Origin of the sequence: Inquilinus sp. 2KB_23 (assembly GCF_052115705.1) — a bacterium.
GTDB classification, from domain to species: domain Bacteria; phylum Pseudomonadota; class Alphaproteobacteria; order DSM-16000; family Inquilinaceae; genus Inquilinus; species Inquilinus ginsengisoli_A.
Genome location: NZ_JBFRHF010000001.1, coordinates 382,671 through 395,856, shown reverse-complemented (window position 1 = coordinate 395,856; position 13,186 = coordinate 382,671). Strand labels below are relative to the sequence as shown.

The window sequence follows — 13,186 nt, the reverse complement described above, 5'->3', positions numbered from 1 at the left end:
CGCAACGAAGCCGCCGAGACCGATGGGGGAGGAGACGTGTCGACCACTGCCACAGAGAGTGTGGGCACAGAGAGACCGGCACCGGGCATCCCGGCGCTGGAGGCCGTCGGCATCGGCAAGGCCTTCGCCGGGGTCACGGTGCTGCACGGCGTCGACCTGGCGGTGTTCCCCGGCGAGATCCACGCGCTGATGGGCGAGAACGGCGCCGGCAAGTCGACCCTGATGAAGATCCTGGCCGGGATCCACACCGACTATGACGGCACGGTCGCGGTCGACGGCGTGCCACGCCGCTTCGCCGGGGTGCGCGACGCCGAGGAGGCCGGCATCGGCATCATCCACCAGGAGCTGAACCTGGTGCCGGGCATGACCGTGGCCGAGAACATCTTCCTGGGCCGCGAGCCCCTGCGCGGCGGCATCTTCGTCGACGGGCCGGCCCTGCGCGCGGCGGCCGCCCGGCTGATCCGCCGCCTGGGCATCGCCATCGACCCGGACGCCCGGGTGGCCAGCCTGCGGGTCGGCGAGCAGCAGCTGGTCGAGATCGCCAAGGCGCTGTCGCTGGACACCCGCATCCTGATCATGGACGAGCCGACCTCGGCCCTGTCGCCGGCGGAGTGCACCACCCTGTTCGCGGTGGTGCGCCAGCTGGCCCGCGACGGCGTCGCGGTGGTCTACATCTCGCACCGGATGGACGAGGTGATGGACCTGGCCGACCGCGTCACCATCCTGCGCGACGGCCGTCCCGTCGCCACCGCGCCGATCGCCGCGCTGACCCGTGAGCGCATCATCGCCCATATGGTCGGGCGCGAGCTGGCCGCGGCGGCGCATCCGGCGGGACGGGACGCCGCCGGGGCGCCGGTGCTGAGCGTCCGCGACCTGTCGCTGGAGGTGCCGGGACGGCGCGGCGGCTGGCGCCGGGTGCTGGACGGCGTCGGCTTCGACCTGCATCCCGGCGAGATCCTGGGCATCGGCGGGCTGCTGGGCGCCGGCCGCACCGAGATCCTGGAGACCATCTTCGGCTCCGCCCGCGGCCGCCGCGGCGGCACCGTCCGCATCGACGGCGCCGAGGTCGCGATCGACGGCCCGATCGCCGCCAAGCGGCACGGGCTGGCGCTGGTGACCGAGGACCGCAAGGTCACCGGGCTGCTGCTCGGCGCCTCGATCCGCGACAACCTGGCCCTGCCTTCGCTGCCGCTGCTGTCCCGGCTGGGCATCCGGCTGTTCGGGCGCGAGGCGGCGCTGGCGCGCGACACCATCGGCCGGTTGGGGGTGCGCTGCACCGGGCCGCAGCAGCCGGCCGGCCGCCTGTCCGGCGGCAACCAGCAGAAGGTGGTGATCGGCAAGTGGCTGGCCACCGCGCCCCGCGTGCTGCTGCTGGACGAGCCGACCCGCGGCATCGATGTCGGCGCCAAGAAGGAGATCTACGACCTGGTCTTCGCCCTGGCCGGCCAGGGCATCGCCATCCTGCTGGTCTCCTCCGAACTGCCCGAGCTGCTGCTTCTGGCCGACCGCATCCTGGTGATGTGCGAGGGTCGGCAGACCGGCCTGCTGTCCCGCGCCGAGGCCAGCCAGGAGGCGATCATGCACCTCGCCACCGCCCGCACCCCCACCCGATCCGCCGAGATTGCGTCATGACCCTGCTGCGCCTGCTGTCCCGCACCAAGCTGTACTGGGGCCTGCTGGTCATCCTGCTGATCGGCGTCGCCTTCTCGCCGGTCACCGGCAGCGGCAAGAACATCTTCCTGTCCTACGGCAACCTGACCGACGTGCTGCGCCAGGTCTCGATCACCGGCCTCGCCGCGGTCGGCATGACCGTGGTGATCCTGATCGCCGGCATCGACCTGTCGGTCGGGTCGGTGATGGCCTTCGGCACGGTGCTGACCGCGACGCTGCTGACCCAGGCCGGCTGGACCAGCGCCGCCGGGGTCGGAGTGCCGGCCGCGATCGCCGTCGCCTTCGTCGCCGCCTTCCTGCTGGTCCGGTTCGTCGGACGGGGATTGCGCCGCACGGCCGGGCCGGTCGGCGCCCGCCACCGCGCGGCGGCCGACCCGCTGCGCGACGGCTGGGTGCCGGGCGCCGCCGGCCTGGCGCTGGCGGCGCTGGTGGCAGCCTGGCTGGTGCCGCAGGTCGACACCAAATTCGGCGTCCCCGCTTTGCTGGTGGCGGTGCCCTGTGCCGGGCTGATGGTCGGCGCGGTCAGCGGCGCCATCATCGTCGCCGGCCGGCTGCAGCCCTTCATCGTCACCCTGGCGATGATGGTCGGCATGCTGGGCCTGTCGCGGCTGACCGCGGGGCAGGACAGCGCGGTGCTGCCGGTCTATGCCGGCACCAACGCCACCGAGGACATCGAGCTGCTGCGCAGCATGCTGTGGGGCGTGCTGCCGGTGCCGGGCCTGTTCTTCCTGGCCGCCGTCGCCGTGTTCGCGGTGCTGCTGCGCCTGACCGTGTTCGGCCGCTACGTCTACGCCATCGGCGGCAATGAGGAGGCGGCACGGCTGTCCGGCATTCCGGTCGACCGGGTCAAGATCGCCGCCTACGCCTTCTCCGGCATGCTGTCGACCCTGGCCGGCATCCTCTATGTCGCCCAGTACCGCCAGGGCAAGCCGGACGCCGGGGCGGGGCTGGAGCTGGACGCCATCGCCGCGGTGGTGATCGGCGGCACCAGCCTGATGGGCGGGCGCGGCGCGCTGGCCGGCACCCTGGTCGGGGTCCTGATCTTCGGGCTGCTGTCGAACATCCTGCAGCTCCACAACATCAACTCAAACCTGCAGCTCGTGTTCAAGGGGGCGATCATCATCGTCACCGTGCTGCTGCAGGAGCGCAACCTGGCCGATCTGCTGGCGCCGTTCCGCACGGCGCGCGCAGCCCGGCGGGACCCCGCCGCCCGATCCGAGGCGCCGGGCCAACAAGGATCGTCGCTGATCCATCGGGAAGGAACGCAACCATGAACCGTCGCGATCTTCTGAAGACCACCGCGCTGGCGCTGGGCGCCGGCGTCACCCTGTACCTGCCCGCGGGCTGGACCGCGGCCCGCGCCGCCGACAAGAAATGGCGCATCGGCTTCTCCCAGGCGACGACGCTGGAGCCATGGCGGGTGCAGTTCAACAAGGACATCAAGGCCGAGGCCGAGAAGCAGCCCGATGTCGAGCTGCTGATCGCCGACGCCGAGGACAAGACCGAGAAGCAGGTCGCCGATGTCGAGAACTTCATCCGGCAGGAGGTCAACGCCCTGCTGATCTCGCCCAAGGAATCGGCCGGGCTGACCGGGGTGGTGGAGAAGGCGATCGCCGCCAAGATCCCGGTCTTCGTGCTGGACCGCAACGTCGACACCCAGGGCTACACCCAGTTCATCGGCGGCGACAATGTGGTGATCGGCAAGGCGGTGGGCGACTTCGTGGTCAAGACCCTGGGCGGCCCGGGCAAGGCCGCGGGCAATGTGGTGGAGATCTGGGGCGGCCTCGGCACCCAGGCCTCGCATGACCGGTCCGACGGCTTCCACGCCGTGGCGGACAAGGAGCCCGGGCTGAAATACCTGCTGGACAAGCAGTCGGCCGATTGGAAGCAGAACCTGGCCTACGACATCATGACCACGGCGCTGCGCAACTTCGAGAAGATCGATCTGGTCTACGGCCACAACGACCCGATGGCCTATGGCGCCTATCTCGCCGCCAAGGATGCTGGGCGCGAGAAGGAGATCAAGTTCGTCGGCGTCGACGGGCTGCCCAACGAGGGCGTGGTCTGGGTCAACAAGGGCGAGCTGGCGGCGACCTTCCTGTACCCGACCCCGGGCGCCGAAGGCCTGCGCCAGGCGGTGAAGCTGCTGAAGGGCGAAAAGGTCGAGAAGACCATCGTCCTGCCGACCGAGACCATCACCAAGGAGAACGCACCCGAGATCCTGAAGCGGAACGGGCTGCTGTAGCACCGGCCGCAGGTTGGGCTCGCCGATGGGCGGGCCCGGCCTGCGCCTGGACTGCGGACCCCTTGGATCGACGCAACAACTGTAAAATTTTATCTGATTTCTGGTTGCAGTTCCCTCTGGGCATCTTCAGAAATTAACATTATCTTAAGCTTCCAGTTTGCAGATCATTATTTCACGAACGATGTATTTCGAGACATCAGGACGCGCCCGACCGGCATTTCGACTTCGGCGCGGCCTGATCCCCGAGGCATCGCGGGTTTGTCCTCAACGCCGCACCGGGACGGACACCATGGCCTTCAGATTCTGCCTCGCCGCGTGCCTGTTCCTGGCCGCCTGTGGCAACGTTACCACCGGTGACGCGCCGCTGGTCGGTGAAGGGCCGGTGACCGATGTGCCCTATCCCGGCATCCTCATCCCCGGGCTGCCCCCCACCGCACCACCGCGGGTTGCAGCCCTGCCCGAGCCGTCATCGCCCGACGCCATCGCCGAGGTCGGCGCCGGGCCCGGCTGCGGCTCGGGCCGGCTGGGCCCGGCGCAGCGCGCCATCTGCGGGTCGCCGACCGCGCTGTGGCTGGACCGCCAGATCGACGGCATCCAGGGCTGGAAGATCGCGGCGACCGGGCCGGCGCAGGTCGGCCCCGGAAAGACCGACGCCATGCGCCTGGCCGTGCGCCGCTGGGTCGAGCAGTGCGGCGCCGACATCGCCTGCATCCAGACACGGCAGTTCGGCATGCTGCGCACCCTGACCGCGGCGATCGACCCGGCCGGATGGGGCGGCCGCTACGACGGCCCGCATTGGACCATGTATGTGCTGCCGGCCCAGTATGTCGGCGAGGTCAACGTCTTCTTCCATCTCGACCACAACGGCCATGAATGCGCGGTCGCCCTCACCGGCGTCCGCCTCGACCTCGACGACCGCTTCCCGCTGCCCGACCTGCGGGACGGCGCGATCGGCGGCCGCGACCGGCTGTACCTGGCCGACCCGCTGAATCCGTCCGCCCTGATCCGGTTCACCCGGGTCGGCACCAAGGTCTGGATCAACCGCGACGGCCGGACCCCGGCGCTGGACCGGCAGTGCCGGGCCGGCGCAATCTACGGCGAATACCGCAAGGCCGAGGCGAAGAAGCCGGTGGTCAGCTATCTCGGCGCCCCGGGGCTGGAGCCCCTGCCGCCGCACATCATGATCCCGGGGGCGTGAGTCACCTCCGAAGCGCCGCCAGCCTACGCCGCCTTCGCCACCCTGGCCGCGCCGAGGCCGCGCTCGAGGTCGACCAGGATGTCGTCGATATGCTCGATCCCGACCGAGAGCCGGACATAGCCGGCGGAGACGCCGGTCGCCTGCTGCTCCTCGGCGGTCAGCTGCGAATGGGTGGTCGAGGCCGGGTGGATCGCCAGGCTGCGGGCGTCGCCGATGTTGGCGACGTGGTACAACAGCTGCAGCCCGTCGATGAAGCGGCGCCCCGCCTCGGCCCCACCGGCCAGCTCGAACCCGACCAGGCCGCCGAAGCCGCCCTTGAGGTAGCGCTCGGCCCGGTCGCGCGCCACCCCGGTCTGCAGCGACGGGTGGATCACCCGCGTCACCTCCGGCTGCCGCGCCAGGAAGGCGGCGACGGCACTGGCGTTCTGGGAATGCCGCTCGATCCTGAGCGGCAGCGTCTCCAGCCCCTGCAGGATCTGGAAGGCGTTGAACGGTGACAGCGCCGAGCCGAGGTCGCGCAGCAACGTCGTCCGCGCCTTGACGATGTAGGCCACCGGGCCGAGCGGCTTCGTCGCCTCGACCCAGACTGCGCCGTGATAGCTGGGGTCCGGCGTGTTCAGCGCCGGCTGCCGCTCGGGATGCGCCGCCCAGTCGAAATTGCCGCCATCGACGATCAGCCCGCCGATCGAGGTGCCATGGCCGCCGATATACTTCGTGGTGGAATACACCACCACGGCGGCGCCGTGCTCGAACGGCCGCAGCAGGACCGGGGCGGCGGTGTTGTCGACGATCAGCGGGATGCCGAATTCGCGCCCGATGGCGGCCACTTCCGCGATCGGGAACACCGTCAGCTTGGGGTTGGGCAGGCTTTCGGCGTAGAAGGCGCGGGTGCGGTCGTCGACCGCACGGCGGAAATTCTCCGGGTCGGCCGGGTCGACGAAGCGGACCTCGATGCCCTGGTCCTTGAGCCGGTTGGCGAACAGGTTCCAGGTGCCGCCATAGAGGTCGGTCGAGCTGACGATGTTGTCGCCGACCCGGGCCAGGTTCTGCACCGCGAAGGCCGAGGCCGCCTGGCCGGAGCCGACGGCGAGCGCCGCGGCCCCGCCCTCCAGCGCCGCGATCCGCTGTTCCAGCACGTCGTTGGTCGGGTTGCCGATGCGGCTGTAGATGTTGCCCAGCTCCTCCAGCGCGAACAGCTTCTGCGCGTGGTCGGTGTCGCGGAACTGGAAGGAGGTCGACTGGTAGATCGGCACCGCCACGGCGCCGGTCGCCGGATCGGCCCGCCAGCCGGCATGGAGGGCGAGGGTTTCGGGGCGCAGCGCCGGATCGGACATCTCTCTCTCCCGAGGTAAGGCAATGGCGTCATGGAGAGATTAACACGGATTTGGTGCGGCACAATTTGCAAAGTCATTTTCTGTTTGTTCATTAACATATATAACTATTTCATGATGTTATAACTACTCCTCAGATGTCATTGCCCGGCTTGACCGGGCAATCCAGGGGCCCCGAAGAGCCGCTCTGGCCGCCCCTGGATGCCACGGTCAAGCCGTGGCATGACAAAGTGCGAGTAGGTTGGGTTCGCGGCTCGCGAACCCAACATGTCCCGTCCGGATCTGCGGCCCGATGTTGGGTTCGCCGAGGCGAACCCAACCTACCCCGTGGGCGGCGTTACTCCGCCGCCTCGGCCTGCGGATCGAGAATCTCGGGCGGGTCGAAGGCCGTCACCCGCGGCACCGGGCCTTCGTGCTTCGCGATCTCGACCAGGCAGGTGTGGGCGCTGGGCCCCTGCCCCAGCCGCGACGTGCCCTTGTCGCGGGTCAGGACATTGGGGTTGCCGTGCTTGCACATCGCCCCGATCTCGCCCGGCACCTCCGGGTCGTACCAGGCGCCGGTGGCCAGCTGGATCACGCCCGGCATCACCCGGTCGGTGACCAGCGCCCCGGCGAGGCAGGCGCCGCGGTCGTTGAACAGCCGCACCACGTCGCCGTCCTGGATGCCGCGCGCCGCGGCGTCGGTCGGGTGGATCCATACCGGCTCGCGGTCCGCCACCTTCTCGCCCCGGCTGGTCACCCCGGCGTCGAGCTGGCTGTGCAGCCGGGTCTTCGGCTGGTTCGAGATCAGGTGCAGCGGGAAGCGGTCGGTGGCCGCCGCGCCGAGCCATTCCGCCGGCGCCAGCCACACCGGATGGCCCGGGCAGTCGTCATAGCCGAAGCCGGCGATGCGGTCGGAGAACACTTCGATCCGGCCGCTCGGCGTGGCCAGCGGGTTGGCGCCGGGATCGGCGCGGAACGCCTCGAGCAGGATCTTCGGCCGGGCCGACAGCGGCATCTCGACATGGCCGCGCTCCCAGAACTCCTGGAAGCCCGGCAGCTCGACGCCCTCCTCGGCCGCGGCGCGGCGGTCGCCGTCGTAGAAGTGGCGCACCCAGCCCATCTCGTCGCGGCCTTCGGTGAAGGTCTCGCGCACGCCACCGCGGTCGGACAGCTCGGCCAGGATGTCGAAGTCGCTGCGCGCTTGGCCGACCGGCGGGATCGCCTGCGGCATCGCCAGGATGAAGGGGTCGCGCGCGGCGCCGCCGATGTCGTTGCGCTCGAAGCTGGTGGTGGCCGGCAGCACGATGTCGGCGCGGCGGGCCACCGGCGTCCACCACGGCTCCTGCACGATCACCGTCTCCGGCTTCCGCCAGGCCAGCAGCAGGCGGTTGAGGTCCTGATGGTGGTGGAACGGGTTGCCGCCGGCCCAGTAGACCAGCCGCGTGTCGGGATAGGTGATCTTCTGGCCGTTGTAGTCGTCCTCCATCCCCGGGTTGAGCAGGAGGTCGGAGATGCGGGCCACCGGGATGTAGCGGCCGGTCGGGTTCGGCCCGGCGCCGATGCGGGCGCGGCCGCGGCCGTCGCTGGCCGAGCCGACATTGCTTTCGGCGCCGTAGCCGTAGCCGATGCCGCCGCCGGGCAGGCCGATCTGGCCCAGCATCGCCGCCAGCACCGTGCCCATCCAGTAGGGCTGCTCGCCATGGTCGGAGCGCTGCAGCGACCAGCTGAGGCTGATCAGCGTGCGTTGCGACGCCATGCGCCGGGCCAGGTCGCGCAGGGTGGCGGCGGGCAGGCCGCAGATCGCGGATGCCCAGTCGGCGTCCTTGGCCACGCCGTCGGCCTTGCCCATGAGATAGGGCAGGAAGCGGTCGAAGCCGGTGGTGCAGCGGTCGAGGAAGGCGCGGTCGTGCAGCCCCTCCGTCACCAGGGTGTGAGCCAGGCCCAGCATGATCGCGGTGTCGGTGTTGGGCCGCGGCGCCAGCCATTCGGCCCCGGCCTCGGCCGCCATGTCGTCGCGCACCGGGCCGATATAGACGAACTGCACCCCGGCCTCGCGGCTGCGGCGGTTCCAGTCGCGCTGCTGGTGCCGCCCGGTGCCGCCGGAGGCGATCTGGCTGTTGCGCGGCGGCATGCCGCCGAAAGCCACCACCAGCCGGGCGTCGCTGGCGATGCTGCGCCAGTCGGTCATGTCGGTCAGCACCCGGTTGAAGTCGCCGATGATGTGCGGCATCAGCGGCAGGGCGGTGCCGAAGCTGTAGTTGTTGACCGAGGCGGTGTAGCCGCCGGTGACGCCGAGCATGCGGCGCAGCAGCGTCGGGGCGTTGTGCAGCCGGCCGGCGCTGCCCCAGCCGTAGCTGCCGCCATAGACGGATTCGGGGCCGTGTTCGGTCCGCACCCGCGCCAGCTCTTCCGCCGCCAGGGCCAACGCCGTCTCCCAAGACACCGGCACGAAGGCGTCGGCGCCGCGGCGGCTGGTGTCGCTGTTGTGCCGCTTCGCCAGCCAGCCGGCCCGGACCATGGGCTGCGAGATGCGCAGCCTGCTGTGCACCAGGCCGGGCAGCGAGTTGATGATCGGCGACGGGTCGATGTCGCTGGCATAGGGTTCGATGCCGACCAGCTTGTCGCCGTCGACGACAGCCATGACGGCGCCGTAATGGGTGGAGGACGGGCTGAGACGGCGCACGGCGAAGCTCCCTGGTCGATCGCAGGCGGATAACCCGATCGTCGCAGCCAGGCCCGCCGCGTCAACCGGATTTCCGGCATGGCCGCCAACACTTATGGTCGGAATCCGGGAACGCGGCCACCGCCGCGCCGTTCGGAGTCGGAGGCAGGGGCCGCAATGGGGAGCGGGATGGAGGCGGAGGAGGCAACCGAACCAGCGACCGGCGCGCCCAACCCACGGAGGCGCCCATGGAAGCGCATGGCGCGCCGCTGCGGCATCGTCCTGTGGCGGGTGTGGCACGAGATCGGCGACGACCGGGTCTTCGCCCTGGCCGCCGGCGTCGCCTACTACACCCTGCTGGCGCTGTTCCCGGCAATCGGCGTGTTCGTGTCGCTGTACGGGCTGATCGCCGACGTCTCCACCGTGCAGCAGAACATCGACGACCTCGCCTTCATCCTGCCCAGCGGCGGGCTGGAGATCATCGGCGGGCAGCTGCAGCGCATTGCCAGCCAGCCGCCGAAAAGCCTGGGCATCGCCTTCTTCGCCGGCCTGGCGATCTCGCTGTGGAGCGCCAATGCCGGGGTCAAGGCGATGTTCGATGCCCTGAACGTGGCCTATGACGAAGAGGAGCGGCGCGGCTTCATCCGGCTGAATGCGGTGTCGCTGCTGTTCACGGTCTGCGCCATCGTCTTCGCCACCCTGGCGATCGGCGTGGTGGTGGCGGTGCCGATCGTCCTGAACCTGGTCGGGCTGGGGCCGGCCGCAGGCACGCTGGTCTGGATCCTGCGCTGGCCTGCCCTGTACCTGGTGACCATCCTGGCGCTGACCCTGGTGTACCGCTACGGCCCCGGCGGGCGGCGCGAGCACTGGCTGAACTGGGGCGGTATCATCGCCGCCACCATCTGGCTCGGCGGGTCGATGCTGTTCTCGTGGTACGTCGCCAATTTCGGCAATTATGGCGCGACCTACGGGTCGCTGGGCGCCGTCATCGGCTTCCTGACCTGGATCTGGCTGTCGACCGTGATCTTCCTGATCGGCGCCGAGTTGAATGCCGAGATCGAGCGCGAACGCGGCCCCCGACCTGGACGCAGGCCACCCTCCTGACGCGGCGCCCTTCCTGACGCGGCGGCGGCCCCACCCGCCGCCGCCGGCGCCGCATCCGATCAGCGCGTGACGAGATCGGGCGGCAAGTCGCGATCGTGGAACTTCTTGAAGGTGGCATTCAGGCTGCCATCGGCGAAATGGGTCTTGATCCAATCGTCGAGCCAGGTCTTGAGCGCGGTCTCGCCCTTCGGCAGGGCGATGCCGAGGTTGAGCTCGCGCTGCACGAACTTGGTCTCGAGCTTCTCGGTGCGGTTCTTGTTCATCTCCGCGACCACCGCCGCCTGGGTCGAGACGATGTCGACCTGGCCCGACACCGCCGCGGTGATCAGCGTCGCGTCGTCCTCGAAGCGGACGATGTCGGCGTCCTTGGCGTTCTGGGTCACCAGCGTGTCGTTGACCGTGGCGCGGGTGACGCCGATGCGCTTGCCGGCCAGGTCCGGATAATCCTTGATCGCCTCGCCGGCTGGGGCCGCGACCACGATGCTCAGCGTGGCGTAGGGGATGGTGAAGTCGACCGCCTTCTTGCGCTCGTCAGTGATCGCCAGGTCGGCGACCAGGAAGTCGGCCTTGCGGGTCTGGATGGTCGGCACCCGGGCGGCGTTGGTGATCTGGACCAGCTCGAGTTCGACGCCGAGGTCCTTGGCGATCATCTTGGCGGTCTCGACATCCGAGCCGGTGGGCTGCAGCTTGTCGTCCACGAAGGCGAACAGCGGCACCCCCATGGCCACGGCGATGCGCACCTTCTTCGCCGCCTTGATGTCATCCAGCGAATCCGCCTGCGCCACCGGCGCGGCCGCGACCCACAGCGCCGCCGCAGCCGCGGCGACCTTCAGCAAACCTGTCAGCGTCATGACGTTCCTCCACCCTCATTTGTCTTGTCGTCCGGCATCGGGCCGGCACCGGGTCCCGCGGCTAGAGTTCGTTGGACAGGAAGTCGCGGAGTTCCTCCGTCCGGGGGGCTGTCAGCATCTCGCCCGGCCCGGTCTCCCAGACCTTCCCGAGATGCATGAACACGATCCGGCTGGCGACGCGCCGGGCGAAGGCCATCTCGTGGGTGACCACGATCATGGTCATGCCGCCGCGCGCCAGGCTTTCCATCACCTTCAGCACCTCGCCGGTCAGATGCGGATCGAGCGCCGAGGTGACCTCGTCGAACAGCATCACCTGCGGGTTCATCGCCAGCGACCGGGCGATCGCCACCCGTTGCTGCTGGCCGCCGGACAGCTGCTCCGGATAGGCCTGGATCTTGTCGGCCAGGCCGACCCGCTCCAGCGCGCCGCGGGCCAGGTCGCGCGCCTCGGCGCCGCGGATCTTGCGGACCCGGCGCGGCGCCAAAGTGATGTTCTGCTCCACCGTCAAATGCGGGAACAGGTTGTAGCTCTGGAACACCATGCCGACGTCCTGGCGCAAAGCGCGCAGGTTCAGATCGGCCGAATCCACCCGGTGGCCGCAGACCTCGATGCTGCCGGACTGGATGGTCTCCAGCCGGTTGACGCAGCGCAGCGCGGTGCTCTTGCCCGAGCCGCTGCGGCCGATCACGGCCACGACTTCGCCCTTGGCGACTTCGAAGGACACGCCCTTGAGCACTTCGAGGTCCCCGAAACGCTTATGCACATCACGCAGCGTGACGACGGCCGACATTCAGCTTCCTTTCGAGCGAACGGCTCCAACGCGACAGCGGATAGCAGAGGGCGAAGTAGAACAGCCCTGCGATGCCGAAGACGAGAAACGGCTGGAACAGCGAGTTGTTGATGACCTGGGCGGCGCGCGTCAGTTCCACGAAGCCGACCACGGAGGCGAGCGAGGTGCTCTTCAGCACCTGGACCAGGAAGCCGACGGTCGGCGGCGTGGCGATGCGCGCCGCCTGCGGCAGGATGACGTCGACCAGCACCTGCCAGCGGGTCAGGGCCAGGCATTCCGCCGCCTCGCTCTGCGTCTTCGGGATCGCCTCGACGCAGCCGCGCCAGATCTCGCCCAGGAAGGCGCTGCAATAGACCATCAGCGACACCCCGGCGGCGAGCAGCGGCGGGATCTCGATGCCGACGATGCCGAGCCCGAAATAGACCAGGAACAGCAGGATCAGCAGCGGCGTGCCCTGGACGATCTGGACATAGACGAAGGCCGCGCGCCGCACCCAACGGCGGCGGGCGATCCGCAGCAGCATGACGCCGAAGCCGGCGACCCCGCCGAGGCCGAAGGCCAGCAGCGAGAGCACCACGGTCCAGACCACGCCCTGCAGCAGGTAGACCAGGTGGTTGAAGGTGAAGGCGCCGCCCATCCGGCCTCTCCTACAACGGGGTGCCGAGCCGGCGGCGGCGCGGGAAGATCGCCTGGCCGAAAAGGTGGAAGCCGAACTTCAGCAGCATCGCCATGGCGAGGTAGAGCACCGCCACCACGATGTAGGTCTCGAACGGCCGGAAGGTGTCGGACTGGATGTTGTTGGCCACCGCCGTCAGCTCCTCCGCCGAGATTTGCGAGGTGATCGAGGAGGCCAGCATCATCAGCACGAACTGGCTGGTCAGCGCCGGATACACCCGCTCCAGCGCTGGGCGCAGGATCACGTCCCAGTAGATCTGCGGCGTCGACAGGCCCAGCGCCTGGGCCGCCTCGACCTGGCCGGGGGGCACGGTGTCGATGCCGGCGCGCACGATCTCGGCGGTGTAGGCCCCGACATTGATCACCATGGTCAGCACCGCGGCGAAGAAGATCGGCAGCCGCAGGCCGATGCTGGACAGGCCGAAGAACAGGAAGAAGATCTGGATCAGGTAGGGGGTGTTGCGGACGATTTCGACATAGGCGCCGCACAGCCCGGCGATCCAGCGCGACCGGCCGCGCCGGCCGATCGCCAGGACCACGCCGATGGCCAAGCCCAGCACCGTGGCCAGCGCCGTCATCTCCAGCGTCATCAGCGCGCCGCGCAGGAAGGACGGCCAATACGCGACCAGGCTGTCGAAATCGAACTCGTACCGCATCGGGCCGCCAATCCTCCCTTG

Annotated in this window: 11 protein-coding genes; 5 read left to right on the top strand and 6 right to left on the bottom strand. The window is 69.5% G+C overall.

Features of this window, described 5'->3' with window-relative positions; translation table 11 throughout:
- Window positions 1-60 precede the first annotated feature (60 nt).
- The 4 genes from AB4112_RS01705 (at window position 61) to AB4112_RS01690 (ending at window position 5,114) form a co-directional block, all read left to right on the top strand.
- Complete coding sequence (locus AB4112_RS01705) at window positions 61-1,632, top strand: sugar ABC transporter ATP-binding protein (RefSeq protein WP_309800385.1); 1,572 nt, start codon at window positions 61-63, stop codon at window positions 1,630-1,632.
- Window positions 1,629-2,945, top strand: coding sequence for an ABC transporter permease (locus AB4112_RS01700; RefSeq protein ID WP_309800383.1), 1,317 nt, complete (start codon window positions 1,629-1,631; stop codon window positions 2,943-2,945). The genes AB4112_RS01705 and AB4112_RS01700 overlap by 4 nt, the downstream gene beginning before the upstream one ends.
- Window positions 2,942-3,916 (top strand): substrate-binding domain-containing protein, encoded by a 975-nt coding sequence (locus AB4112_RS01695; protein WP_309800382.1) that lies wholly within the window; start codon window positions 2,942-2,944, stop codon window positions 3,914-3,916. The genes AB4112_RS01700 and AB4112_RS01695 overlap by 4 nt, the downstream gene beginning before the upstream one ends.
- A gap of 289 nt (window positions 3,917-4,205) precedes the next feature.
- Complete coding sequence (locus AB4112_RS01690) at window positions 4,206-5,114, top strand: hypothetical protein (protein ID WP_309800380.1); 909 nt, start codon at window positions 4,206-4,208, stop codon at window positions 5,112-5,114.
- A 23-nt stretch (window positions 5,115-5,137) separates the two neighbouring features.
- Here the strand turns inward: AB4112_RS01690 and AB4112_RS01685 are convergent, their stop codons facing one another.
- Both AB4112_RS01685 and AB4112_RS01680 read right to left on the bottom strand, forming a co-directional pair.
- Window positions 5,138-6,448, bottom strand: coding sequence for an O-acetylhomoserine aminocarboxypropyltransferase/cysteine synthase family protein (locus tag AB4112_RS01685; RefSeq protein ID WP_441716785.1), 1,311 nt, complete (start codon window positions 6,446-6,448; stop codon window positions 5,138-5,140).
- A gap of 334 nt (window positions 6,449-6,782) precedes the next feature.
- A complete protein-coding gene (locus AB4112_RS01680) occupies window positions 6,783-9,110 on the bottom strand; it encodes a molybdopterin guanine dinucleotide-containing S/N-oxide reductase (protein WP_309800377.1) in 2,328 nt (775 codons plus the stop codon).
- Window positions 9,111-9,347: 237 nt separating this feature from the next.
- On the opposite strand from AB4112_RS01680, the gene AB4112_RS01675 reads away from it, so the two are divergent.
- Entirely contained in the window at window positions 9,348-10,193 is an 846-nt protein-coding gene (locus AB4112_RS01675) for a YihY/virulence factor BrkB family protein (protein ID WP_309800376.1), read from the top strand.
- 59 nt (window positions 10,194-10,252) lie between these two features.
- On the opposite strand, the gene AB4112_RS01670 is transcribed toward AB4112_RS01675, so the two are convergent.
- From AB4112_RS01670 to AB4112_RS01655, 4 genes are all read right to left on the bottom strand, one after another.
- Entirely contained in the window at window positions 10,253-11,044 is a 792-nt protein-coding gene (locus tag AB4112_RS01670; RefSeq protein ID WP_309800374.1) for a transporter substrate-binding domain-containing protein, read from the bottom strand.
- 61 nt (window positions 11,045-11,105) lie between these two features.
- Window positions 11,106-11,834: an amino acid ABC transporter ATP-binding protein gene (locus AB4112_RS01665; RefSeq protein WP_441716782.1), complete on the bottom strand. Its 729-nt coding sequence runs from the start codon at window positions 11,832-11,834 to the stop codon at window positions 11,106-11,108.
- On the bottom strand, window positions 11,809-12,471 hold the full coding sequence (locus AB4112_RS01660; protein ID WP_441716780.1) for an amino acid ABC transporter permease: 663 nt from the start codon (window positions 12,469-12,471) through the stop codon (window positions 11,809-11,811). The genes AB4112_RS01665 and AB4112_RS01660 overlap by 26 nt, the downstream gene beginning before the upstream one ends.
- 10 nt (window positions 12,472-12,481) lie before the next feature.
- On the bottom strand, window positions 12,482-13,165 hold the full coding sequence (locus AB4112_RS01655) for an amino acid ABC transporter permease (protein ID WP_309800369.1): 684 nt from the start codon (window positions 13,163-13,165) through the stop codon (window positions 12,482-12,484).
- Between the last annotated feature and the right edge of the window lie 21 nt (window positions 13,166-13,186).